The sequence below is a fragment of the Micropruina sp. genome, from assembly GCF_047606365.1.
In the GTDB taxonomy this organism is placed as follows: Bacteria; Actinomycetota; Actinomycetes; order Propionibacteriales; family Propionibacteriaceae; genus Micropruina.
This window is the reverse complement of sequence record NZ_JASGEN010000019.1, coordinates 38,744-61,381: the sequence shown is the minus strand read 5'-3', so window position 1 is coordinate 61,381 and position 22,638 is coordinate 38,744. Positions and strand designations below refer to the sequence as shown.

At 66.8% G+C, this 22,638-nt stretch carries 26 protein-coding genes; 25 read left to right on the top strand and 1 reads right to left on the bottom strand.

Annotated elements, in window-relative coordinates; translation table 11 throughout:
• From QM624_RS02875 to QM624_RS02785, 19 genes are all read left to right on the top strand, one after another.
• On the top strand, nucleotides 1-646 hold a 646-nt coding region (locus tag QM624_RS02875; protein ID WP_415088605.1), incomplete at its 5' end, for a hypothetical protein.
• Nucleotides 643-807 (top strand): hypothetical protein, encoded by a 165-nt coding sequence (locus QM624_RS02870; protein ID WP_415088604.1) that lies wholly within the window; start codon nucleotides 643-645, stop codon nucleotides 805-807. The genes QM624_RS02875 and QM624_RS02870, both read left to right, overlap by 4 nt.
• Nucleotides 804-1,082, top strand: coding sequence for a hypothetical protein (locus tag QM624_RS02865; RefSeq protein ID WP_415088603.1), 279 nt, complete (start codon nucleotides 804-806; stop codon nucleotides 1,080-1,082). The genes QM624_RS02870 and QM624_RS02865 overlap by 4 nt, the downstream gene beginning before the upstream one ends.
• 202 nt (nucleotides 1,083-1,284) lie before the next feature.
• Nucleotides 1,285-1,683, top strand: a complete 399-nt coding sequence (locus QM624_RS02860; protein ID WP_415088602.1) for a hypothetical protein — start codon at nucleotides 1,285-1,287, stop codon at nucleotides 1,681-1,683.
• The gene (locus tag QM624_RS02855) at nucleotides 1,683-2,480 is read left to right on the top strand and encodes a DUF2303 family protein (protein ID WP_415088600.1); all 798 of its coding nucleotides are present in this window, start codon (nucleotides 1,683-1,685) and stop codon (nucleotides 2,478-2,480) included. The genes QM624_RS02860 and QM624_RS02855 overlap by 1 nt, the downstream gene beginning before the upstream one ends.
• 76 nt (nucleotides 2,481-2,556) lie before the next feature.
• The gene (locus QM624_RS02850) at nucleotides 2,557-3,774 is read left to right on the top strand and encodes an AAA family ATPase (protein WP_415088599.1); all 1,218 of its coding nucleotides are present in this window, start codon (nucleotides 2,557-2,559) and stop codon (nucleotides 3,772-3,774) included.
• Nucleotides 3,771-4,445, top strand: coding sequence for a DUF4406 domain-containing protein (locus tag QM624_RS02845; RefSeq protein WP_415088598.1), 675 nt, complete (start codon nucleotides 3,771-3,773; stop codon nucleotides 4,443-4,445). The genes QM624_RS02850 and QM624_RS02845 overlap by 4 nt, the downstream gene beginning before the upstream one ends.
• A 278-nt stretch (nucleotides 4,446-4,723) precedes the next feature.
• Nucleotides 4,724-5,572 (top strand): PD-(D/E)XK nuclease-like domain-containing protein, encoded by an 849-nt coding sequence (locus QM624_RS02840; RefSeq protein ID WP_415088597.1) that lies wholly within the window; start codon nucleotides 4,724-4,726, stop codon nucleotides 5,570-5,572.
• Nucleotides 5,569-6,456, top strand: a complete 888-nt coding sequence (locus QM624_RS02835) for a hypothetical protein (RefSeq protein ID WP_415088596.1) — start codon at nucleotides 5,569-5,571, stop codon at nucleotides 6,454-6,456. The genes QM624_RS02840 and QM624_RS02835 overlap by 4 nt, the downstream gene beginning before the upstream one ends.
• 193 nt (nucleotides 6,457-6,649) lie before the next feature.
• On the top strand, nucleotides 6,650-7,099 hold the full coding sequence (locus tag QM624_RS02830; protein ID WP_415088595.1) for a hypothetical protein: 450 nt from the start codon (nucleotides 6,650-6,652) through the stop codon (nucleotides 7,097-7,099).
• Nucleotides 7,100-7,165: 66 nt separating this feature from the next.
• On the top strand, nucleotides 7,166-9,676 hold the full coding sequence (locus tag QM624_RS02825; RefSeq protein ID WP_415088594.1) for a DNA methyltransferase: 2,511 nt from the start codon (nucleotides 7,166-7,168) through the stop codon (nucleotides 9,674-9,676).
• Nucleotides 9,677-9,801: 125 nt separating this feature from the next.
• Nucleotides 9,802-10,053, top strand: coding sequence for a hypothetical protein (locus QM624_RS02820; protein WP_415088593.1), 252 nt, complete (start codon nucleotides 9,802-9,804; stop codon nucleotides 10,051-10,053).
• Nucleotides 10,050-10,451 carry a DUF4326 domain-containing protein gene (locus QM624_RS02815; RefSeq protein ID WP_415088592.1) on the top strand — a complete coding sequence of 134 codons (402 nt, stop codon included), beginning with the start codon at nucleotides 10,050-10,052 and terminating at the stop codon, nucleotides 10,449-10,451. Before QM624_RS02820 ends, QM624_RS02815 begins: the two co-directional genes overlap by 4 nt.
• Nucleotides 10,448-12,289: a DNA cytosine methyltransferase gene (locus QM624_RS02810; RefSeq protein ID WP_415088591.1), complete on the top strand. Its 1,842-nt coding sequence runs from the start codon at nucleotides 10,448-10,450 to the stop codon at nucleotides 12,287-12,289. Before QM624_RS02815 ends, QM624_RS02810 begins: the two co-directional genes overlap by 4 nt.
• Complete coding sequence (locus QM624_RS02805) at nucleotides 12,286-12,471, top strand: hypothetical protein (protein ID WP_415088590.1); 186 nt, start codon at nucleotides 12,286-12,288, stop codon at nucleotides 12,469-12,471. The genes QM624_RS02810 and QM624_RS02805 overlap by 4 nt, the downstream gene beginning before the upstream one ends.
• Complete coding sequence (locus tag QM624_RS02800) at nucleotides 12,464-12,802, top strand: hypothetical protein (protein ID WP_415088588.1); 339 nt, start codon at nucleotides 12,464-12,466, stop codon at nucleotides 12,800-12,802. Before QM624_RS02805 ends, QM624_RS02800 begins: the two co-directional genes overlap by 8 nt.
• A complete protein-coding gene (locus QM624_RS02795; protein ID WP_415088587.1) occupies nucleotides 12,795-13,637 on the top strand; it encodes a hypothetical protein in 843 nt (280 codons plus the stop codon). The genes QM624_RS02800 and QM624_RS02795 overlap by 8 nt, the downstream gene beginning before the upstream one ends.
• Nucleotides 13,637-14,017 carry a hypothetical protein gene (locus tag QM624_RS02790; protein ID WP_415088586.1) on the top strand — a complete coding sequence of 127 codons (381 nt, stop codon included), beginning with the start codon at nucleotides 13,637-13,639 and terminating at the stop codon, nucleotides 14,015-14,017. The genes QM624_RS02795 and QM624_RS02790 overlap by 1 nt, the downstream gene beginning before the upstream one ends.
• Nucleotides 14,018-14,658: 641 nt before the next feature.
• Nucleotides 14,659-15,651 (top strand): hypothetical protein, encoded by a 993-nt coding sequence (locus QM624_RS02785; protein WP_415088585.1) that lies wholly within the window; start codon nucleotides 14,659-14,661, stop codon nucleotides 15,649-15,651.
• 42 nt (nucleotides 15,652-15,693) lie between these two features.
• Here QM624_RS02785 and QM624_RS02780 read toward each other — a convergent pair whose 3' ends face one another.
• A complete protein-coding gene (locus QM624_RS02780; RefSeq protein WP_415088584.1) occupies nucleotides 15,694-15,987 on the bottom strand; it encodes a DUF4177 domain-containing protein in 294 nt (97 codons plus the stop codon).
• Nucleotides 15,988-16,032: 45 nt separating this feature from the next.
• Between QM624_RS02780 and QM624_RS02775 the strand changes: the two genes are divergently transcribed.
• The 6 genes from QM624_RS02775 to QM624_RS02750 all read left to right on the top strand — a co-directional run bounded on the left by QM624_RS02775 (nucleotide 16,033) and on the right by QM624_RS02750 (nucleotide 22,590).
• Nucleotides 16,033-16,365 carry a hypothetical protein gene (locus tag QM624_RS02775; protein ID WP_415088583.1) on the top strand — a complete coding sequence of 111 codons (333 nt, stop codon included), beginning with the start codon at nucleotides 16,033-16,035 and terminating at the stop codon, nucleotides 16,363-16,365.
• A 183-nt stretch (nucleotides 16,366-16,548) separates the two neighbouring features.
• Nucleotides 16,549-17,088: a hypothetical protein gene (locus QM624_RS02770; RefSeq protein ID WP_415088582.1), complete on the top strand. Its 540-nt coding sequence runs from the start codon at nucleotides 16,549-16,551 to the stop codon at nucleotides 17,086-17,088.
• Entirely contained in the window at nucleotides 17,088-18,689 is a 1,602-nt protein-coding gene (locus QM624_RS02765; RefSeq protein ID WP_415088581.1) for a hypothetical protein, read from the top strand. The genes QM624_RS02770 and QM624_RS02765 overlap by 1 nt, the downstream gene beginning before the upstream one ends.
• A gap of 136 nt (nucleotides 18,690-18,825) precedes the next feature.
• Nucleotides 18,826-20,187 (top strand): phage portal protein, encoded by a 1,362-nt coding sequence (locus tag QM624_RS02760; protein ID WP_415088580.1) that lies wholly within the window; start codon nucleotides 18,826-18,828, stop codon nucleotides 20,185-20,187.
• The gene (locus tag QM624_RS02755) at nucleotides 20,177-21,088 is read left to right on the top strand and encodes an HK97 family phage prohead protease (RefSeq protein ID WP_415088579.1); all 912 of its coding nucleotides are present in this window, start codon (nucleotides 20,177-20,179) and stop codon (nucleotides 21,086-21,088) included. Before QM624_RS02760 ends, QM624_RS02755 begins: the two co-directional genes overlap by 11 nt.
• 2 nt (nucleotides 21,089-21,090) lie before the next feature.
• Entirely contained in the window at nucleotides 21,091-22,590 is a 1,500-nt protein-coding gene (locus QM624_RS02750; protein WP_415088578.1) for a phage major capsid protein, read from the top strand.
• The last annotated feature ends 48 nt before the right edge of the window (nucleotides 22,591-22,638 follow it).

Below are 22,638 nucleotides of genomic sequence, written 5' to 3'. Positions count from 1 at the left end.
GGCGTCGGGCTCGGCCACCGTCCGGGCGTCGGGCTCGGCCACCGTCGAGGCGTCGGGCTCGGCCACCGTCCGGGCGTGGGACTCGGCCACCGTCGAGGCGTCGGGCTCGGCCACCGTCCGGGCGTGGGACTCGGCCACCGTCCGGGCGTGGGACTCGGCCACCGTCGAGGCGTGGGACTCGGCCACCGTCGAGGCGTCTCCGTACGTCGCGGTACACCTACGCTCTGCCCGAGCCAAGGTCTCCGGCGGCGTCATTATCGACATCGCCGCGCTGGATCTCACCGATCCCCAGATCTGGTGCGACTACCACGGCGTCACCGTCGCCGACGGAATCGCGACCCTGTACAAGGCGGTCGGCGACAACTGGTCGACCGATCGTGGCTTCGACTACTCCCCGGGCGCGAAGCCGTCGGCGCCGGACTGGAGGCCCGACAACGAGTGTGGTCACGGCCTGCACTTCTCGCCCCGACCCAGCCAGTCACGCACCTACTACACGGCAGCCACGCGCTACGTGGCCGTCGGCGTGGCGCTGGCGGACCTTCGCCCGATCTTCGGGTTCGGCGCTGCGAAGGCCAAGGCGCCGCGTGTGGTCACGCCGTGCCGTGAGGTGACCATCGACGGCGACCCGGTGGAGGCGGCGAAGTGATCACCGCATCCCCCGAGGTTCGGCACCACGCCGACCAGCAGCGCCGCCGCCACGTCACCCGCAAGGTTCGGGCGTGGGGGGTCGCCCTGGCTGTCGGCCTGGCCGCCTGGACGACCGCTCTCATCGCGCTGCTCATCGCGATCGGGGTGATGGGCAGATGACCGTGACCTCAGCCGCCGACCTGGCCGTGGACAGGGATACCAACCCCACGAGTAGCGATCCCGTCGAGGAGTACTTGCGCGAGGTGCGCGAACAGATGCGCCGAGCCGGCCGTCGGATCAGCATGTCCGGGCTTCGGCGCCTCTACTGGCGGTGGCTGGAATCGGCCCAGACCGACTGGGACTTCAGCCGCTACTGCCTCACCTATGCGGACCCGACCGGGGAAGAAGCGACCCACCGTGCGCTGGCTGCTCAGGTGCGGAGGCGAGTGCGGTGACTCTGCCTGACGACATCCGTGACGAGATCCAGGCCCCATCTGGACTCACGGTGTGGCGCCGACCTGGGTGTCCCGATGCCGAAGGTCGCTCAGCGGATCCACAAGCGCCCGAACTACCGGTGCGGTCGTGAGCAAGGACACGAAGGCGCCTGCGCCTGGCCCGATCCGGGGCCGGTGAAGAACAACCAGAAGGAGGAACCCGATGACTGACCGGAGACGTACCGATCCGCTGACCGGGGAGGTGATCGAAGATCCACCGATCCGGCCGTTCGCTGACTGGCTGCGGGAGCAGGCCAACGGCAAGACCCACAACGAGCTCGGTGAGGCGCTGTGGGACCTGATCGCGCGCGTCGAGGAAACCCGCAAGAAGGGAACCCTGGCGCTCACGATCACCGTCGAGCCGATGCCGAAGTCTGACGGCAATGTGCTGGTGATCTCTGACAACATCCAGCTGAAGCTGCCCGAGTTCAAGCGGGACGCGTCGGTCGCCTATGTCGACCGGAACGGGAATCTGTCCCGGAACAACCCGCGACAGCCAACGCTCACCGGACTGCGTGACGCGTCCGCACCTGAATCCACCACGATCCGAGAGGCACAGTGATGCCCGAATACACCGAAGCAGAGTCGATCGCCGTGCTGGCCAGGGCAACCGTCCCACCGGTCGTGCTCGAACCGGGCCAGATCTATGCCCGCGTCAACGAGGGCGAGGTGGTCGTTGACGACACCGACGATTACGCGGAGAAGCCACGCCGGGTCATTCGGTCGGCGACGGTGCGTGACGCTGACAGCTTCCTGTCCTACGTTGAACAGCGCCAGGCCGACCGGTCCGGGTTCGAGGTCTGGGCGGATGTCGAGAAGCTGACCGTGACGGGTGTGCTCGACGGTCACGACGGCTGGCGTGGCGACCAGGTGCGGCTGCAGCTGCAGTACTCGCCGGAGTGGAAGGCGTGGACCGCGTTGTCGGGGAAGCTGCAAGCGCAACTCGAGTTCGCCGACTTCGTCGAGGACCAGCTCTCTGCGATCGCGGAACCGGATGGTGCCGCCTTGTTGGAGATCATCCAGTCAATGCAGGGCACGACGAAGGTCGCTTGGCAGTCGGCGGACTGGCTCGACAACGGTGCACGGGCGTTCCAGTGGGTCGAGGAGGTCGACGCGAAGGCGGGACGCCGCGGCAAGTTGGAGATCCCGTCCAAGTTCACCCTCGCGTTGCGACCGTTCGTCGGCTCCGACCCGTTCAAGGTGGTCGCGAACCTGCGGTACCGCATCGAGCACGGCTTGTTGAGGGTCGGGTTCAAGCTGCCCGAACTGGGACGGGTGGTCGAACAGGCATTCGACGACGTCCTCAACACGGTGGCCGCCGGTGTGTCGGTGGAGATCATCGCCGGCCAGCCGAGCTGACCGACCCAACGCTCAACAGAAGCCCGCCCAGACCATCTGGGCGGGCTCCTTCGCACTCTCCACGAGGAAGAAACCCATGAAGATCATCAAACTCGAGGCCGAGAACATCAAGCGCCTCAAGGCTGTCGCGATCGAGCCCGACGGGACTCTGCAGATCGTCACCGGCCGCAACGCGCAGGGCAAGTCGTCTGTCCTGGACGCGATCTGGCTGGCACTCGGCGGCGGCCAAGCATCGAAGGACACGCCCCGCCCGATCCGTGACGGTGAGGACGAAGCACGCGTCACGCTCGACCTGGGCAATCTGACCGTGACCCGCACCTGGGACGCGGAGAAGGGCAAGACGACGCTCGTCGTCCGGGCCCCGGACGGCTCGCGCTATCAGCAGCCGCAGACCCTGCTCGACCAGCTGGTCGGGAAGCTGTCGTTCGACCCGTTGGCGTTCACCCGGCTGACTGCCCGCGAGCAGCGGCAAGCCCTGCTGGATCTACTCGGGCTCGACTTCACCGCGGCGGACCGTGAGCGAGCCCGGCTGTACGACGAGCGGTTGGAGACTGGCCGGCGGGCGCACGCCTACGGTGACCTGCCGAAGCTACCCAAGGGTGCCCCGATGGTTGAGGTGCCCGCCGCTGATCTGTTGGGCCGCATCAACGAGGCCGCCAAGCTCCAGCAGGACATTGACGACACCCGGGCAGCGATCGCCCGTGACGTGCGTGAAGTCGAGGAGATCGACCGCCGCATCGCCCGGCTTCAGCAGGACCGGGACGCCACACAGGCCAGGATCGCGGACCGTACGGACCAGTTGGGCGTCTTGCCGCTACCTGCCGACATCGACCAGCTGCGTGCCCAGGTCGCTGATTTGGAGGCCTCGAACGCGGAGGCCCGGGCCAACCGTCAGGTGGCTGAGAAGCGGGAAGCACAGAAGGCGCTGCAGGAGCAGTACACCGCGCTGACGCACCGGATTGACGGGATCGACGATTCGAAGCGGCGGGCGCTCGCCGCCGCGCAGATGCCGGTCGACGGCCTCGGCTTCGACGATCAGGGCGTCACCTTCAACGGTGTGCCGTTCGGGCAGGCGTCGTCCGCGGAGCAGATCCGGGTCAGTCTCGCGATGGCGATGGCGCTGAATCCGTCTCTGCGGGTCATCCGGATCCTCGACGGGTCACTACTCGACGCCGACAGCATGCAGGCGATCGCCGGCATGGCCGCCGACCACGACTACCAGGTGTGGGTAGAAAGAGTCTCCGACGACGCTGAGAGCGCTGTTGTGATCGAGGATGGTCAGGTCGCGCGATGAGGCTCCATATGGCGTACATCTGCGGCCCGATGGCTGGCCACGCTGACCTGAACGAACCAGCGTTCCGTGCCGCGGCCGCAACGATCCGGGGCCGGGGAGATATCCCGCTGGTGCCGCATGACATCCCGCCGCATGTTCACGTCGACGAATGCGCCGCCGTGTACGGCGAGAAGGGCGCCCAGGGTGAGGGCGGGTCGGAGGTTCCCCACGATGGGGGCTGCTACCTGCGTGCTGACCTGGCCGAGCTGCTCCGCCAGGGCGACTATGTCTACCGCCTACCAGGCTGGTCCCGATCGCGCGGCGCCCAGATCGAGTGCCTGATCGCTCGACTGCTGCACATCCCTATCGAGGACGCACCCGGAGCGGAGGCGGGCGGATCACCCATCGAGGCACTCGCACTACTGGCGGACGAGATCCGCCGGCAGGACGCGAAGTGGGGCCAGCAGAACCACCCCGACGGCACTTCGTCAGTGTGGTCGGTGGTCGCTGACCGCAATCGAAAGGTCACGGATCGGCTCGCGGCCGCGGGCCGGGTGACGTGGCGGCACATCCTCGTCGAGGAAGTGACCGAAGCGATCGCGGAGCAAGGCGACCAGCTCTCGGATGAACTCGTGCAGGTCGGCGCCGTGGCCTCGCAGTGGATCGCCGCCCGGGAACGGAGGGTGGCCTGATGGCCCGCCCGACCCCACCGGTCATGCTGCCCTGCGGTCACTTCGCGCAAGGCAACAACCCGGACGGCACACCCCGCTGCACGATCTGCGCAGAGAAGGCCGCCATCCAGAAGTCTCAGGAGACCGCCGAAGCGAACCGGGCCGCCGGCCGGGATTGGACGGGCGGAGTGGACCCTACGGTTGCACCTGCCGATCAACCGGCGACGGCAGGTGCACAGGCCACTACTGGGGCGACTGAACTGCTCGGTGCCGGTACACCGGTGGCGGGCGTGTACGACATGCCTGACCACCTGTACCACGCGGACCCGCTGCGGGCGTACGGCACGGAGTCGCTCTCCGCGACGTCAGGTCGGTATCTGCTCGCACCGTCCACGCCGGCGCACTACCGGTGGAAGGTGGACCATCCCCCGGCCCGCACGGCGGCGATGATCTTCGGGTCAGCGGTGCACGCCCTGGCGCTCGGCACCGCCGACCTCGCCGAGTTCGACGGCGGCCGCTCGTGGAACTCGAAGGCCGGCGAAGCGTTCCTCGCTGAGCATCCCGACCACGGCACGGTGCTGCCGATCCTCGCCCACGAAGCCCCGGCCGCCAAAGCTATGGCGCGGGCCCTGCTCACCCATCCAGTCGCAAAGCTCGGCCTGACCGGCGGCACACCTGAGAAAGCCATATTCGCTCCACATCCGGCCGGGATCTGGCGCCGCTGCAAGGTCGACTACCTGGCGCCCGCCGCCGGCAACCGGCTGATCCTGACCGACATCAAGACCACCGACAACGCGGCACCATCCAAGTTCGGCAAGTCGGTCGGCGACTACGGCTACCACCTCCAGGCATCCGCCTGCGGCTGGCTCGCACGCCAACTCGGCCTTGCGAGGGACACCACCATGATCTTCGCCACCGTGGAGAAGAACCCGCCCTACCTGGTCGCCGTCCACGAAATCGACACCGCCGACCTACGCCGCGCCGACGCACTCAACGAGGCCGCCGCCGAGCGGTTCGCCCGCTGCCTCGAAACCGGCACCTGGCCCGGGTACGCACCGAAGGTGCACCGGGTCACCGTGCCGGTCTGGACCGCCCGCGTCGAAGAGGACACCCTCGACGACCTCGCAGACGAAGGAGAACCTGAATGACACGCAACACCGACATCGCCCAGCGGCCGGCGGCAACGCTCGCACCCGCCCAGGTCACGCAGGCCACTGCCGTTGAGCAGGCCAGGGCCGTCGCCGAAGTCCAAGCGGCCGTCACCGTCGCCCGGAACTGCCCTCGCGACGTCAACCAGGTCGAGGCCGAGGTGCGCAGTCTGTGCACCCGCCTCGCCGTCGCTGAGCGAGCCTTCTACGCCGTCGAGAACCGCGGCTCGGGCGCCTCGGTGCACCTCGCCCGAGAACTGGCCCGCATCTACGGCAACCTCGACTACGGCGTCCGGGAGCTACGCCGTGACGACGAAGCCGGCGAGTCTGAAGTTGAAGCGTTCGCGTGGGACCAGGAACAGAACGTGCGCACCCGCCGCTCGTTCCAAGTCCCCCACGCCCGCATGAAGGGCCGCGGAGTGAACCGCGGTCGGGTACGGCTCATCGACCTGCAGGACATCTACCTGAACAACCAGAACATCGGTGCCCGCGCCGTCCGGGAATGCATCTACGCGATCCTCCCCGACTGGCTGAAAGCGCTCGCCGAAGACCTGTGCCGGGCAACCCTGGCCCGCGGCGACGGGCAACCTCTCGACGAGCGGATCCAGAAGATGCTGGATGTCTTCGACAAGCTCGGCATCACTCAATCCCAGGTGGAGACCCGCAGCGGCAAGCGGCGCAACCAGTGGACGCCGGAAGACCTCGGCCGGCTCGCGATCGACTACCAGTCGATCACCTCCGACGGCATCGACCCCGACACGATCTTCCCCAGCGACACACTCGACGCTCTCCAAGCTCAGTCCCAGGCGCAAGCGGTACAGGACGAGCCAGCCGGCCAGGATTGGCCGGACGTCGCCCAACCCGGCAGCGGGACATCGTCGTGAGAACCCGCCTCGCGAGTCGGGTGTCCAGCACCCTGCCCACCGGCCGTGTCTGGATCGTCAAGTCCAGATCCGGCGCCGGGCGATGGGGAGTGATCTGGCGTTCCTCTCACGACGGCAAGATCCGGGTGGAGAGATTCCCCACCCACAGCCGGGCGATGCGGTTCGCTGACGCTCTGACAACCACAGGACCGTCATGAACCGGCCCAAGCAGATCGGCACGGCCGCCGAGTCGGCCCTCGTCAAAGCGGCCCGGCAGGACGGCTTCGGCCAAGCGGAACGGCGCGCGTTGGGCGGCAGTAAGGACCTCGGCGACATCCTGCTGTGCCCGGGCGTGATCATCGAGGTCAAGGCCGGGAAGCAGACCGAGAACCCGTCAGATGGGCAGGTCGCGGCGTGGTGGGCCGAGACCCGCGCCGAAGCCGTGCATGCAGCCGCGGACGTGGCGCTGCTGGTGCTGCGACGTCGCGGCAAGGGTGACCCGCTGGCCTGGTGGTGCTGGATGGATCTCCGGCAGCTGCTGCACCTCACCTCGGTGGGGATCATGCCTGACGAACGAACGTCGACTGTCCTGATCCGAGCGAGCGTCGCTGACGCCCTGCGCATGCTCCGCGCAGCCGGATGGGGCGACCCGCTCGACGCCTGAACACTCATCAACGAACGAGGGCCCCGACCGGTCAGGTCGGGGCCCTCGGCATATCTGGAGGACTCAATGACCATCCATGGTGATCTGGCCGCCTATGACGCGTTCCTGCGTGGCAAAGCCGACTTCCACCACACCTACGGCCGTCCCGTCGCCGACGATGAGGTGAACCCGCTACTCAAGCCGCATCAGCGGAAGATTGTGCAGTGGGCCGTCGAGGGTGGCCGACGGGCGATCTTTGCCGCGTTCGGGCTCGGCAAGACACTGATGCAACTCGAAACGCTGCGGCTCACACTCGGCGGCCGCGGCCGTGCCCTCATCGTGCTGCCGCTCGGCGTCCGGCAGGAGTTCACTCATGACGCCGCCATGCTCGGCATCCCTGTGCAGTTCATCCGCCGCACCGACGAGATCACCGGTGACGGGATCTACCTCACCAACTACGAATCGGTACGGGACGGACGGCTCGACCCGAACGAGTTCACCGCCGCGTCCCTGGACGAGGCCTCCGTTCTTCGCAGCTACGGGTCGAAGACCTACCAGGAGTTCCTGACGCTGTTCGATCAGGTGCGGTACCGGTTCGTCGCGACCGCGACGCCCAGCCCGAACCGGTACAAGGAACTGATCCACTACGCCGGCTTCCTCGGCGTGATGGACACCGGTCAGGCACTCACCAGGTTCTTCCAGCGTGACTCGACGAAGGCGAACAACCTGACCCTCTACCCACACAAGCGGGACGAGTTCTTCCTGTGGCTGTCGACGTGGGCCGTGTTCGTGCAACGTCCCAGCGACCTCGGATTCGACGATGACGGCTACATCCTGCCCGACCTGGACGTCCGCTGGCACGAGATCCCCGTCGACCACATGGCGGCCGTCGAGTACGACCGTGACGGCCAAGGGCACCTGATCCGCGGCGGTGTCCTCGGCGTCACCCAGGCTGCTCGGGAGAAGCGCGACACCATGGCGCCCCGGATCGCCAAGATGGCGCAGCTGGTCAGCGAGGCGGCTGAGGACCACTTCATCCTGTGGCACGACCTCGAGGACGAGCGGCGCGCCATCAAACGGGCCCTGCCGGACGCCGTCGAGGTGTACGGCTCACTCGACCTGGACGTCCGCGAGGAACGAATCATCGACTTCTCGCAAGGCCGTAGCCGGCTGCTCGCGACGAAACCCGAACTGTCCGGATCCGGCTGCAACTTCCAACGCCACTGCCATCGGGCGATCTTCGTTGGTGTCGGGTTCCGCTTCAACGACTTCATCCAAGCGATCCACAGACTTCACCGGTTCCTGCAAACCGAGCAGGTCCGGATCGACATCATCTACGCCGAATCCGAGCGTGAGGTTGTCCGCACCCTGAGGGAGAAGTGGGCCCAGCACAACGACCTCGCCGCGACGATGTCGGAACTGATCCGCACCCACGGTCTGAACCATCTGTCGATCACCGACGAACTGCAGCGGTCCATCGGTGTCGCCCGCCAGGAGGCGACCGGCGACGGCTGGCTGGCTGCGCTGAACGACTGCGTCCCCGAGACGATGACCATGGACACCGACAGCGTCGACCTGGTCGTCACGTCGATCCCGTTCAGCAACCACTACGAGTACACGCCGAGCTACAACGACTTCGGCCACACCGACAACAACGCCCACTTCTGGGCACAGATGGACTTCCTCACCCCGCAACTGTTGCGTGTGCTGAAGCCGGGCCGGATCTACGCCTGCCACGTCAAGGACCGGATCCTGTTCGGCAACGTGACCGGTGCCGGCATCCCGACCGTGTCGCCGTTCCACGCTGAGGCGATCTTCCACGGCGTCAAACACGGCTTCGACTACGTCGGCATGATCACGGTCGTCACCGACGTCGTGCGAGAGAACAACCAGACCTACCGGTTGGGCTGGACAGAGATGTCCAAGGACGGCACCAAGATGGGCGTCGGCTCACCCGAGTACATCCTGCTGTTCCACAAGCCACAGTCGGACCGGACCAAAGGCTACGCCGACACCCCGGTCACCCACGACAAGAGCTGGTACAGCCGCGCCCGATGGCAGGTTGACGCGCACGCGTTCTGGCGTTCCGCCGGGGACCGGCACCTCACACCCGACGACCTACTCGCCCTGCCGGTCGAGGACCGCTCACGGCTGTTCACCGAACAAACACTGCGCGAAATCTACGACTACACCGAGCACGTCACCGTCGGTGAACAGCTGGACGGCAAGGGTGCCCTGCCGGCGACGTTCATGTCGCTCGCGCCGGGCTCTTGGTCGCCGTGGGTGTGGCACGACATCAACCGGATGTTGACGCTCAACACCGAGCAGTCACAGAAGGCACAGACCATGCACGTCTGCCCGTTGCAGTTCGACGTCGTGGATCGGCTCATCGAACGGTTCTCCAACCCTGGCGAACTCGTCTATGACCCGTTCGGCGGGCTCTCCACGGTGGCGTTACGCGCCCTGAAGCTCGGCCGCCACGGCCGGACCAGCGAACTCAACCCTGACTACTGGCGCGACGGCGTCGCCTATCTACACGCCGAAGAACGCGCCCAGAACGTCCCCACCCTGTTCGACCTGATGGAGGCAGCATCATGACCAGTCACCGCGCCACGGCGTACATCGTCGCCAAGGCGACCCGCTACCGGTACGGCTCACCCAACCCTGAGACAGGCCTCAAGAGAGTCGATTCGGTTCGTGCCATCGCGATCCGGTGAGCAGTGATGAGTGAGCACCTGACCCGCGAGGACGTGGTAGTCGCCGCCACCAAGGCAGCCCTCGGAGCGCAGCCGCACATCCCGGCCAGCATGCACGAGTACTCGCTGATCGTGGACGCAGCCCTCCCCGTGATCGCCAAGGCCATCACTGACCGAGTGCGGGCACACCACCACCGGGAGGACCCGTGGTGCCTCGGCGATTGCCCCGCCGACGTGCTCTGCGACGAGATCGACACCGAAATGGGAGTGCAGCGGTGAGCCCGAAGCGGATCCAGCGGAAGCGCGCCAAGGGATGGCGGACGCCGCTCTGCTCCTGTGGCTGCGGCCAACCAGCCCGCTACGTCGGACGCGGAACGAAGTGGGGAAACCCGATCAGCCTTTCCGACGTCGGCGGACAATACCCGAGCCTCAACGACCAGCAGATCGCGACCCTCATCGTCAGGGACTTCACGGTCCTCGCCAACCGCGGACGCCTGTCCTTCCCGAACTGGCGATTCCTCGGCGGACGCCGCGGACCGGTGGAGTTCACCTACCCGCCCCTCACCGAGATCCGGGCCGAACTCGTCGGCCACGACCTCATGTGCTGGTGCCCCGTCGACGGGCCCTGCCACGCCGGCGTCCTGCTCAACCTCGCCAACCAAGGAACGCAACCATGAGCCTCACCGTTACGGACCTGTTCGCAGGATTTGGCGGTGCATCGTCCGGCGCCGTCCTGGTGCCTGACGTCCACATCCAGATCGCCGCCAACCACTGGGCCCTCGCCGTCGAGGTCCACAACCTCAACCACCCGACGACCGACCACGCCCAGGTCGACCTGCACCTTGAAGACCCGCGGTTCTTCCCCGCCACCGATGTGCTCTGGGCATCACCCGAGTGCACCGCCTGGTCGCAGGCCGGCGGCGGCAAACACGGGCCGCTGTCCGGGACGCTGGCCGAGCCGGACCTGTTCAGCGTTCTCGACGAGGATCAGCTACTCACCACCGACGAGGACGAAGCGACCCGTTCCCGGCTGCTCATGTTCGACGTGCTCCGCTTCATCGAGCACCACCGCTACCGCGCCGTGGTCGTCGAGAACGTCGTCGACATCGCCACCCAAGCCAAGTACGCCCGGGCATGGGCGGCGTGGAAGCGTGGCCTGACGAACCTCGGCTACCAGTACCGTGTCGTGTCGCTCAACTCGATGCACGCCCAGGCGCTCGGCCTGCCCGCACCTCAGTCCCGGGACCGGCTCTACATCATCGCCTGGCCAGCAGGTGACCGGGCTCCCGACGTGGAGCGGTTCATCCGCCCGAAAGCATGGTGCCCTCGCTGCGGCACCGTGGGTGAGTCGCGGCAGGCGTGGAAGAACGGCCGCACCGTGGGCCGCTACCGCGCCCAGTACGTCTACGTGTGCGCCGCGCCGGGCTGCGGCCAGATTGTCGAACCCGGCTGGCTACCAGCCGCGGCCGCGATCGACTGGACCCTGACCGGCACCCGCATCGGGGACCGCGCCAAGCCACTCGCACCGAAAACGATCGCCCGGATCAAGGCCGGCATCGCCCGCTACTGGGCACCGTTCCACCTCGAAGCTGGCGGCAACCAGTACGACGCCGCCGACCCCCGGCATCCCCGCCATGGCCAACCGGACGCCTACTACCGGGCATGGCCGGTCGAGGAGTACTTGCGGGTGTTGCACGCGTCAGAGTCGAAAGCGCTCGTCGTGCCCGTCGAAGGCCGCGACGGCAAGCAGGCCCGGACGGCCGGCGAATCGCTCCGCACTCTCACGACCCGCGCCGAGACAGCGTTGGCCATGATGCCGTTCCTCGCTGAACTCCGCGGCGGCGGATCGGACGCCCGCTCGGCGCTGCAAGCACTCGGCACCATCACCGCCGGCGGCAACCACCACGGCCTGGTCACCAATCACCGATTCGAGTACAGGGTTGGCACGACTGACACCTACCTGCCCACGGTCACGGCGTCCGGCAACCACCTCGGGTTGGTTACCCCGCCCGCGTTCCTGACGCAGTTCCGTGACCGGGTGCGCGACCTAGACCCGCACAGTGAGCACCTGCCCACCATCGTTGCCGACGGGGCGAACCATGCCCTCCTGACGCCTTACTACAGCGCCAGCGGGTCTGCACGCCCCACCGATACGCCTGTCGGCACGCTGACCACCCACGACCGCTACGGCCTCGTCATGCGCAACAACACGCCCCGCACCGGCGACGGCGCCGAAATGAGCCTGCCAATCAGCGAAGCACTCCGCACCCTCACCACGACAGGTCACCAGTCGCTCATCACCGCCGACGACATCACCGACGCCCAAGTCGACGACTGCTACTTCCGGATGCTCGAACCCAGCGAAATCGGCATCGGCATGGCATTCGACCCGAACTACATCGTGCGCGGTTCCCGCCGCGACCAAGTCCGCGGCTACGGCAACGCAGTCACCCCACCCGCAGCACGTGACCTGGTCGCGTGCGTCGCTGAATCGCTGGGAGTCGATGCCGCATGACTGGTCACGCCTGCCCATTCAGCGCCGGTGAACTGCTCGCGCTTGGCGCGATCGCCGAGACCCGCAGCCACCAACCCAACCCGCCCGCCGGCGCCGCCCGGCTCGCCGCCAAGTGCTACGAGCACCACCACCAACACCAACACCCCGCACAACCCAGCGAAGGAGAACCCGACGATGAGTGAGACCGAGACCCGAGTTGCTGGCGCATCCGATGATCTGGTCGAACTCGACGGCGCCATCTACGACGAGTTCGACGGCTACGACTGGGACCACCGGTTGACGTTCGACAACGGCGTCCGCCTGATCCTCCGCTACGACCGCGACGGAGACGGCATCTGGCGCATCGAAGCCGCCGACTCGGACCTGGTGAAGGTCATCCGCTGCGAGGACCGCCCCGGCTACACCGGGCCCGACGGACGCATCTACAGCGACGAGGCGATCGTCACTGGCGCCACCAAAGTCAAGCACAAGATCATCCGCCGCACCCCGAGACAGGACTACGACGATGCCTGACCGCGACCACACCTGCGCCAAGCATCAACCTGGCGAGCCCTGCTACTGCCACTGCGGATGCCGCTGTACCGGGTGCCTCACGGACCGCACACGCCGCCAGAAGCGCCGCAAACACCTCGGTGGCGGCACAGTGCCCGCCAGCTCAGCACACGCCCACCTCACCCGGCTGCTACGCCGCACGACCCTGTCCGAAATCAGCCGAGCCACCGGCATTTCCCGGGCCAGCCTCCGCCGCCTCGTCGACGGTGACGTAACCCGCATCTACCGCACCACCGAAGCCGCCGTGCTCAGCGTCCGAAACATCACCCCAACCTCCACAATCGGCACCCGCCGACGCCTGGAAGCACTTTGCGCGATCGGCTGGTCCCTCGCCGAGATCAGCCGCCATGCAGGGATGTCAGACTCCTGGGCAGCGATGATCCTCCGCTCCATCAGGACCACGCCAGACGTAGCCGCCAAGATCCGGGCCATCTATGACCAACTGTGGAACCAGCAGCCACCCACAGACACCTGGGGCGATCGGATCAACCGCGGCCGGGCCAAAGCCCGCGCCGCCCGCCGAGGCTACGCACCACCACTCGCCTGGGACGACGACACCATCGACGAAGCCCACGCCCAACCATTCGGCCACAACCCGAGCACACAGCCCAAGCGGAGAACCGCCACCATCATCGAGGCCATCGACGACGGCGCACCCCTCGCCGACCTCACACGCAGGTTCGGCATCAAGCCCGACTCGATCTACAGCGTCCTCAAACGAGCCGGACGCGCCGACCTATGGGACCGGATCAGCCCCCGAATGGACCGCAACCAACCAGAAACGAGAGCAGCCTGATGCCAAGAATCCGCACCCTCAAACCCGAGATGTGGGCATCCGGCGACATCTCCCGACTCTCCCGCGAAGCACGACTCCTCGTCGTCGGCCTCATCACCATGGCCGACGACGACGGACGATTCCTCGCCAGCCCCAACGCAATCCTCGGACACGTCTACCCCAACGACGAAAACGTCAGCCCAGCCCAAATCAGGAAATGGCTCACGGAAGCCTCAGAGAACGACGAACCAGTCCACCTGTACGACCTGGACGACGTCCGCTACGGCTGCTTCCCGAACTGGCATATCCATCAGCGCATCAACAGGTACGGCGCATCGAAGCTGCCCGCACCGCTCCTTGAGTGTGCACCACGGGAGGCACGCGGTGGGCGTGATGAATAACAGCCATCCTCACGTACTTGTGCGTGAGTCCTCACGCACAACTCACGGAGCCCTCACGCACACCGCACACGCAAGCTCACGGAGTCCTCAGTGCCCTGATCACTGGATCACTGGATCACTGGATCACTGGAACGAAATGAGTGGTTACGTAGCAAGCAAATCGCTACTTAACCAACGCGCGAGCGCGCAGCACCGCAACGGTTTGCTTGCCGATCGGAACAACACATGACCGCACCCAGCCGCAACGCCGCCGAGCAAGCACTCGCAGCCCTCACGCATGCACTCCGACCTGACTGGCCAACCGGAAGCATCCTCACCACCATCCGGAAACGAACAGGCGACCCACTCGACCAAGTCGCCGCCGCCGCCCTGTACGCCGCCACCCGACGCGATCAGCACACACCCCACCTGATCACCGAAGACACCGGAGCCGCCTACGACAGGCTCACCGGCCGCGTTCGGCCCCAGGACCAGCAACCCCAACCAACCCGCGGGTGCCCCTACCACACCAGCCAGCCTCGCGACTGCCCAGAGTGCGCCGGCCAACGCCGAACGACCGCCACACCCGAGCAAGTCGCGCACCACCTGGCCGAGATCCGAGCAACCATCCGAACCGTCCAACAGACCCGAGAGGACCAACCATGACCGACTTCCCGATCTGCGACTGGTCCGGCCTGATGCGCATCAGCTGCCCACCCGAATGCCCAGACCACGGCAGCGGCTTCACCGGCACGGCCGCCGAGCAGCGCGTGATGCTCGGCGCGATCGAGGGTGCCGCGTTCAGGCATCCAGTCACACACATCGCCGACCTGGAGCACGTCGCAGGCAGACCACTACCGGCCTACCGCGCCACCCAACGACCCACAGGCGGCCCCTGGACCATCGAACGCATCCCTGCCGACATCGGCTGCCCCAACACCCACGGCAGACCACCAGGCGCCCAGCTGTGCCACGCCTGCGCCAACCTGCTCCACGGCCTACTCGCCGACACACCCGAACTGATCACCGAACTCGCCACCGCCCGACGCCGCGGCGTCCGATTCGTCGGCGGCACCGACGACGCCGGCGGCGTCCCATGGAGCGAAGCCGCCAGCCGCTGCCACCGCGACCTGGTCGAGTTCGGAGCCGAACTACCCGACCTCGACCAGCACACCGCACTCGTCCGACTCGGCCACCTCCACCGCCTCGGCCGGCGAATCATCGACCGACCCCGCGACCTGATCAACCTCGGCAACTGCCCCATCTGCAGCCACGAGATCCGCCAGGAACGACCCACCGTCACCGAACTGGAGCAAGCCACCGCGCAAGTCCGATGCAGCCACACACCCGTCGACGGACCTTCCTGCCCGTACCGCGCCGACTGGCACGACCACCAACGCAAACTCCTCGACCAGCGGGCCGACATGCTGCTCACCATCAACGAACTCGTCGGCGTCCTCACCGAAGCCGGCGAACCAGTCAGTCGCGACCGGATCAAGTACCTGATCCGCAAGCACGGACTCCCCCGCGAACGCATCACCCGGCCACACCTGCGCGGCAAGGCCATCGTCACCGAACAAGTCTGGGTGCATCGCCTCGGCGACGTCCGCGACATGATCGCCGAGATGACCGCGAACGCTGCGCACGTCAGCTAGCATTACCCTCGATGTCGGGACGAAGTGTGTCCAGACCAACGTTCAGCGTGACACCGGCCGCTCAAAGATGATCACCAAACCAGCGGTCCCGCCCGGCCCCACACGGCCCTTCACCTCAGTCTCCGTCACGGACTTCACCATCCAACCCTGAGCTGCATAGCCATTGAGCATCTGCTCCAACGCGTCCGTGTTGACCTTGTCGCCGATCAGCGTCTGCCGCACCGAAGCAACCTTGTACTCCATCAGCCGACCCTGCGAGATCATCCACTGCCGCCACGCCGCGGCAGCCTGAGGATCAACACCAGCCGCGCCAGGCGGCCCCTGCACCACACCCATCACGGCATCGTCACACGCCAGCACCCACGAACGCCAGAGGTGCCCATGCCACTCCGACCCTGCATCGACTGCGGCAAACCCACCGCCGGACGCCGCTGCCGCACCCACCAAGCGACCTACGAACGCGGCCGGACCCCCCGCCCCACCAACCTCACCCGCGACCCCGACGAACGCGACAGACGAGCAGCAGCAGTCGCCGCACACCGCGCCACCCACGGCGAATGGTGCCCAGGCTGGAACACCCGAGCAGCACACGACGTCCACCCACCCAACATCCTCACCGCCGACCACGACACCGCGGTCGCCAACGGCGGCGATCCGAACGGACCGCTCATCGTGCGATGCCGCGTCTGCAACGGCGCCAAGTCCAACCGGTAGCCCCCACCCCCACACCCCCACCAAGGAGGGGGGCAGGGGGGCCCGCGAGGGCGCCCACCCTGGCCACACCACCCCGCGGTCACCTGGAAAAGCGCGTCTACGAGTCTGGGGGTTGGTGGTCTGATGGCTGGCACTGGCCCGATGGGCTCGTTGAATCCGAGGCGGACGAACCCTCGTGTCGGGGTGCGGGTGCTGCCAGCGGGAGGCTGGGATGGCCCGATTCCGGAGTGGCCTCTGATCGAGGATCTTGGCCTGACGACGGATCGCGAGACGCGGTTGAGCAAGATCGCCGACCTGGAGTTCCTGGCTGAGGACGACGAGTTGGCGCCGGCCAAGCGTGCACGGCTGGATCAGAAGATCGCGGCCGAGCGGCGCGCGGTGGCGCTCATCGAGGAGAAGATCGGCCGGCAGAAGGACCTTGAGGTCTCGCTGTGGGAGAAGCTGTGGCGGTCTCCTCAGGCGGCGGCGTGGCAGCAGTTGGGCTGGACTCGGGACGTCGCAACCTATGCGCGGCTGAGTGTGCTGGCGGAGATGGGCGACCTGAAGCTGTTGCAGGAAGCCCGGATGTGGTCTGATCGGCTTGGTTTGACGCCGAAGGCGATGCGGGCACTGCTGTGGGTCGTCTCCGATGACGAGGTCGGCGCTAAGCGGCAGCAGAAGTCGGGTCAGGCAGGCGCTGCGAGTGCAGGCCGCCGGTTGGCTGCGGTGGACCCGGCCGGCTGATGCCGTGGCGCGGACCGGCGGTCAAGGGCGAGTTCCCGACGCTTGGCCACCTGGCTGTTGAGTGGATCGAGGCGATGCTCCCGATCCCCGACGGTCCGAAGAAGGGTCTGCCGTTCAGGCTGTACGACGAGCAGGTGCGGCATCTGCTGTGGAAGTACCGGCTGAACCCGGACGCCGTCGAGGATGACGGCAACGATGCGTTCGCCTACTCCGGGTCGATGCTGGTGCGGGGGCAGAAGTGGGGCAAGGATCCGCTGCTGGCCGCGGTCAACCTGTTCCACGCGTTCGGCCCTTGCGAGTTCGCGGGCTGGGACGCGGACGGTGAGCCGGTGGGGCAGCCGGCGCCAACTCCGTGGGTTGCGATTGCTGCCCTGAACGATGAGCAGACCGACAACACCTGGCTCCCGCTGTTGGAGATGGCGCGGAACTCAGAGATCGCGGACATGTTCGGTGTCGAGATCAACGACACGTTCATCAAGCTCCCTTGCGGCAATCCGATCGAGTACCTGACGACGACAGCCTGGGGCCGGCTGGGTGGCCGGTTCACTCACGCGTCGATCACCGAGTCTGGTCTGTTGATCGGAGAGGGTCAGCGCGGCGGTCTCACGTTCGCGCGGACGTTGAAGCGGAACGTCGGCGGCATGAACGGCATGTGGACGTCGGCGACGAACACGTGGGATCCGACCGAGGGGTCTGATGCTCAGAAGACGTATGAGGCGAAGGACCCGCACGTGTTCGTGGATGCCCGGCTCGCACGGGTGCACGTCGACCTTGATGACGATGCGGCGCTGCAGCGGGAGATCGTCTACGTCTACGGCGATTCGATTCGGTCCGCCGGCGGCCACGTGTCCGAGCAGCGGATTATGCGGGACTGCCGGAACAAGCAGATGGGCGAGTCAGAGGTTCGCCGGTTCTACCTGTCCGAGATCATCGCTGGCGAGAAGAACGCGGTCGACCCGGCGAAGTGGGATGCACTGACCCGGACCGATGACCCGTTGGTTGCCGATGAACCGGTCACGCTCGGATTCGACGGCTCCCGTTCACGGGATGCCACCGCGATCGTTGTGTGCAGGATCCGTGACGGACGCCTGTTCCGCGGCAAGGTCTGGGTGCCGGCAGACTTCCCGGATCATCGGGTGCCGCGACTCGATGTCAACGACCAGGTCGACGCGATGTTCACGGCGTACGACGTCCGGTACATGTACGCCGACCCGTACCGATGGCAGGACTACCTCGACGTGTGGGCGGCCCGCTACCAGGGCCGCATCGTCGAGTTCCCGACCAACGTTGAGCGGCGCATGGATGCCGCCATCGAGCGGTTCCAGACGGCCTACAAGGACGGGGCCCTCACTCACGACGGGGACGTGACCTTGGCCGATCACGCGAAGGCTGCGGCGTTGGTGAAGGGGAAGCGGAAGCCACCCCGGGAGGACGACGAAGCGAACCGCGTAGAGCACTATCTGGCACTGGCCAAGAAGGGCGATGGGCTCATCGACGCGTTCGTGGCCGCCCATCTCGCCTATGAGGCCAGGGGACAAGCAATCGAGGACGGCGCTCTGGAGGCCGACGAAGAGATCGAGGTTTGGGGGTTCTGGGAATGAAGGGCAACCGCGTCAGTCTCGTACTTCTCGTCGGTGGATCGGCATGTGTCATCGCCGGGGTCGGGCTACTCCTGGGTATGGGTGCTGCCCTCGTGACGGCTGGTGTCCTCGCGATCGCTGCGGAGTGGCTGATCCGGTGAGCATTCTGCGGTCCGCGTTGCAGTCGCGGGGTGAGCGTTCGATCACGTCGGTGGATGACTACATCTCGATGATGTCGGAGTTCGTGTTCAACGGCGCCGCCTCGGGTCTGAGTCAAACCATGGTGGGAGACACGGACGCGGAGAAGCCGGGCGGCAACTTCGCCGCTTTGGCGCAGTCTGCCTATGCAGCGAACGGTGTCGTGTTCGCATGCATGCTCGTACGTCAGCTGGTGTTCTCGGCGGTGCGGTTCTCTTATCAGCGGATGCGGAACGGCCGTGGGTCGGATCTGTGGGGCGACCAGTCACTCAGCGTGCTGGAGAAGCCGTGGTTTGGCGGCACCACGCAGGATCTGCTGTCCCGGATGATCCAGGACGCCGATCTGGCTGGGAACTCCTACTGGGTGCGTGACGGTGACGAACTGGTGCGGCTCCGCCCTGACTGGGTGAACATCGTGCTCGAGCGACGCAAGCTCAACGGCGGCAGGGTCGGCTTCCGGAAAGTCGGCTACATGTACTACGAGGGTGGCGAGCGGAAGCTCACTGAAGGCACCCCGTTCCTGCCAACTGAGGTGGCGCACTTCGCACCGATCCCCGATCCACTGGCGACATATCGGGGCATGACGTGGCTGACGCCGATTGTGCGTGAGATCCAGGCTGATCAGTTGATGAACCGGCACAAGCGCCGGTTCATGGACAATGGTGCGACGCCGAACCTGGTCGTCCGTCACGGCGAGAAGGCATCACCTGAGTCGGTGCGGAAGTTCCGCGAGATGCTCGACAGGGAGCACCGCGGCGTCGAGAACGCCTACAAGACGCTGCATGTCGGCGGCGGTGCCGATGTGACCTTGGTGGGCAAGGACTTCCGACAGATCGACTTCCGGGGCGTTCAGGGTGCCGGCGAGACACGGATAGCTGCAGCGGCCGGTGTCCCCCCGGTCATCGTCGGCCTCTCTGAGGGTTTGCAGGCCGCTACCTACAGCAACTACGCGCAGGCTCGTCGCCGGTACGCGGACGGCACGATGCATCCTCTGTGGGGCAACGCGTCAGGCTCGCTTGAGGTGGTCGCGCCGGCGCCCCCGTCGAGGTTCGCAGACGGCGGCTTCTCGCGGCTCTGGTACGACCATCGCGATGTCCCGTTCCTGCGTGAGGACGAGAAGGACGCCGCCGAGATCCAGGGTCGGCGGGCGACCACGATCAAGACTCTCACCGACGCCGGGTTCACGCCCGAGTCGGTGATTAAGGCAGTGGACGCCGACGACATGCGGCTACTCGTCCACTCAGGCCTGTACTCCGTTCAGCTGCAACCGCCCGGCTCGGGCGAACCCGTTCCCGCACCAGGAGGCGACAATGCCGAGTGACCTGATCGACCGTGTCGCGATCCCGCCGCGAGAGATGCGCCGTACGACTCCGTTTGCTCTCGCGAACGCTGACGACGATGACGGCCTGACCCTCGACGGCTACGCGGCGGTGTTCAACCGCCGGACGATCATCGACTCCTGGGAGGGGCGATTCTGGGAGCAGATCGCTCCCGGAGCGATGAAGAAGTCGTTCCGAGAAAACCCGCCGAAGGTCCAGTTCGATCACGGTCACCATCCGCTGATCGGGTCGATTCCGATCGGCAGCCCGCTGACCGGATTCCCGCGGGAGGAAGTCGACGCCACGTTGGCGCCTGAGGGTGGCGCGCATGTTGTTGCCCGCCTGCACGACAACTGGCTGGTGCAGCCGGTCCGTGACGCGATCTCATCTGAGGCGATCAACGGCATGTCGTTCCGGTTCGGTGTTGTCACCGAGGTCTGGCACGACTCGGACGGCAAGCAGATCCGCGACGAGGAAGAGCTGTACCAGCTGCTGCGCAGGTCGTGGCTGGAAGACATCCCTGACGACGAACTCCTGCTCCGCACCCTCAAGGAGGTGCGGGTGCCGGAACTCGGCCCGGTCGTCTGGCCGGCGTACGCCGAGACATCCGTCGGGGTGCGTGCTCGCACGATCGATCTGGGGCACCTGGACGACCCCGAAACGAAGAGCTTCTTGGCGCGTGCTCTGCTGCTCGCCGACTCCGCCAAGCAGGACGACAACGCGCCGGAGAGCACCCGCAGGGCCGCCCTCCACGCCGAGCCGTCCACTGACAGGCCGCAAACCACCGAAACCTCGGCCGGTGAGCACCCGTCCGCCGCAGCCCGGCGCCGTCGTGACCGCATGCAGCGGGACGCGCGCAACACAGCGGGCTACTTCATCCGTACCCAGTCACGAAAGGACTGATCATGGCGAAGACCGCCACCGAAGAGGCCCGGACGGGGCCGACCCTGACCCACAGCCAGATGGTCAACCGTCAGCAGGACATCGTCAAGGAGTTGGAGCGACTCGGCGAACTGGAGAACCCGACGCCGGAGGACGAGACCTACTTCGACGATCTCCGCTCCGAGTTCGCGGATCTCGACCAGCACCGCAAGCGGCTCGAACGCGACGCGCAGCTCGCGCAGGTGCGTAGCGCCGCCCAGGGGCTGGGAGGCTTCCGCATCGAACGCGGATCTGCGTCGTCCTCGTCCGACTACGACCGCGACGCAATCCTGGAGCCGGACAGCATCGAGGACAAGCGGTTCCGCAACCCGTGGGACCTGTCCGAGGTCCGCACGTTCAGCCGCGACAAGGACGAGTTGGGCGCCGAGTACCGGGCCCGCGCCGAGGCTGCGATCGAGAAGATGCCCGGCGCATCCGACAAGGTCCGGGAGGCCGCCCAGCGCATCCTGGAGCGTGCCGATCATCCCGACGTGCTGGCCCGGCAGATCCTGGCGACGTCCTCGCCCGAGTACCTGCGGGGATGGGCGAAGTGCGCCCGCGGTGACCAGCACCTGCTGACCGATGCCGAGGCCCGCGCCATGTCGCTGACCGACAGCGCAGGCGGCTACCTGGTGCCGTTCCAGCTCGACCCGACGGTGATCATCACCTCTGACGGGTCCCGCAACGACATCCGCAAGGTCGCCCGTACCGTTGTCGCCACCGGCGACAAGTGGAACGGCGTCTCGTCCGGTGCCGTGTCGTGGTCGTGGGACGGTGAGGCCGCGGAGGCGTCCGACGACTCCACGACCTTCGGTCAGCCGACGATCTCCATCCACAAGGCGCAGGGGTTCGTCCCCATCTCGATCGAGGCCATGGAGGACGCGCAGAACGTCACCCAGGAGGTCGGCCGGCTGCTCGCGTTCGGCAAGGACGTGCTCGAATCCGAGGCGTTCACGGTCGGCACCGGTGATGGCGACAAGATGCCGACCGGCATCGTGACCGCCCTGGCCGGCACGTCCAGCGTTGTGCCCGTCGGTACCGCCGAGACGTTCGCCTTGGCGGACATCTACGCGCTCGACTCGGCACTGCCGTCGCGGCACCAGGCGAACGCGTCCTGGCTGGCGAACAGGAAGATCTACAACCTGACCCGCCAGTTCGACACCAACGGCGGCGCTGGCCTGTGGGCCCGCGTCGGCGAGGGTCAGCCCGCCGAGCTGTTGGGCCGGCGCGCGCTGGAGTCCGAGGCCATGAAGGGCACCTGGAATCCGGCGGTCACTGCGGCGAACCACATCCTGGTGTACGGCGACTTCGAGAACTACGTGATCGCCGACCGGGTGGGTACCCGCGTCGAGTTCATCCAGCACCTGTTCGGCGCGAACCAGCGCCCGACCGGTCAGCGCGGCTGGTACGCCTACTACCGCGTCGGCGCCGACTCCGTCCTGGACGCGGCGTTCCGGATGCTCAACCTGGCCACCACGGCCTGAGCCCCCAAGGTTCGGAGGCCCCTCAGCGACACAGCTGAGGGGCCTCCG

What these genes read in the sequence shown, in the direction of transcription:
- QM624_RS02825 (WP_415088594.1), top strand. Translation starts at nt 7,166, where the DNA reads ATGACCATCCATGGTGATCTGGCCGCCTATGACGCGTTCCTGCGTGGC.
- QM624_RS02820 (WP_415088593.1), top strand. Translation starts at nt 9,802, where the DNA reads ATGAGTGAGCACCTGACCCGCGAGGACGTGGTAGTCGCCGCCACCAAG.
- QM624_RS02865 (WP_415088603.1), top strand. Translation starts at nt 804, where the DNA reads ATGACCGTGACCTCAGCCGCCGACCTGGCCGTGGACAGGGATACCAAC.
- QM624_RS02765 (WP_415088581.1), top strand. Translation starts at nt 17,088, where the DNA reads ATGCCGTGGCGCGGACCGGCGGTCAAGGGCGAGTTCCCGACGCTTGGC.
- QM624_RS02800 (WP_415088588.1), top strand. Translation starts at nt 12,464, where the DNA reads ATGAGTGAGACCGAGACCCGAGTTGCTGGCGCATCCGATGATCTGGTC.
- QM624_RS02810 (WP_415088591.1), top strand. Translation starts at nt 10,448, where the DNA reads ATGAGCCTCACCGTTACGGACCTGTTCGCAGGATTTGGCGGTGCATCG.
- QM624_RS02775 (WP_415088583.1), top strand. Translation starts at nt 16,033, where the DNA reads ATGCCACTCCGACCCTGCATCGACTGCGGCAAACCCACCGCCGGACGC.
- QM624_RS02835 (WP_415088596.1), top strand. Translation starts at nt 5,569, where the DNA reads ATGACACGCAACACCGACATCGCCCAGCGGCCGGCGGCAACGCTCGCA.
- QM624_RS02795 (WP_415088587.1), top strand. Translation starts at nt 12,795, where the DNA reads ATGCCTGACCGCGACCACACCTGCGCCAAGCATCAACCTGGCGAGCCC.
- QM624_RS02850 (WP_415088599.1), top strand. Translation starts at nt 2,557, where the DNA reads ATGAAGATCATCAAACTCGAGGCCGAGAACATCAAGCGCCTCAAGGCT.
- QM624_RS02790 (WP_415088586.1), top strand. Translation starts at nt 13,637, where the DNA reads ATGCCAAGAATCCGCACCCTCAAACCCGAGATGTGGGCATCCGGCGAC.
- QM624_RS02750 (WP_415088578.1), top strand. Translation starts at nt 21,091, where the DNA reads ATGGCGAAGACCGCCACCGAAGAGGCCCGGACGGGGCCGACCCTGACC.
- QM624_RS02780 (WP_415088584.1), bottom strand. Translation starts at nt 15,987, where the DNA reads ATGGGTGTGGTGCAGGGGCCGCCTGGCGCGGCTGGTGTTGATCCTCAG.
- QM624_RS02785 (WP_415088585.1), top strand. Translation starts at nt 14,659, where the DNA reads ATGACCGACTTCCCGATCTGCGACTGGTCCGGCCTGATGCGCATCAGC.
- QM624_RS02845 (WP_415088598.1), top strand. Translation starts at nt 3,771, where the DNA reads ATGAGGCTCCATATGGCGTACATCTGCGGCCCGATGGCTGGCCACGCT.
- QM624_RS02855 (WP_415088600.1), top strand. Translation starts at nt 1,683, where the DNA reads ATGCCCGAATACACCGAAGCAGAGTCGATCGCCGTGCTGGCCAGGGCA.
- QM624_RS02830 (WP_415088595.1), top strand. Translation starts at nt 6,650, where the DNA reads ATGAACCGGCCCAAGCAGATCGGCACGGCCGCCGAGTCGGCCCTCGTC.
- QM624_RS02860 (WP_415088602.1), top strand. Translation starts at nt 1,285, where the DNA reads ATGACTGACCGGAGACGTACCGATCCGCTGACCGGGGAGGTGATCGAA.
- QM624_RS02805 (WP_415088590.1), top strand. Translation starts at nt 12,286, where the DNA reads ATGACTGGTCACGCCTGCCCATTCAGCGCCGGTGAACTGCTCGCGCTT.
- QM624_RS02755 (WP_415088579.1), top strand. Translation starts at nt 20,177, where the DNA reads ATGCCGAGTGACCTGATCGACCGTGTCGCGATCCCGCCGCGAGAGATG.
- QM624_RS02840 (WP_415088597.1), top strand. Translation starts at nt 4,724, where the DNA reads ATGCCTGACCACCTGTACCACGCGGACCCGCTGCGGGCGTACGGCACG.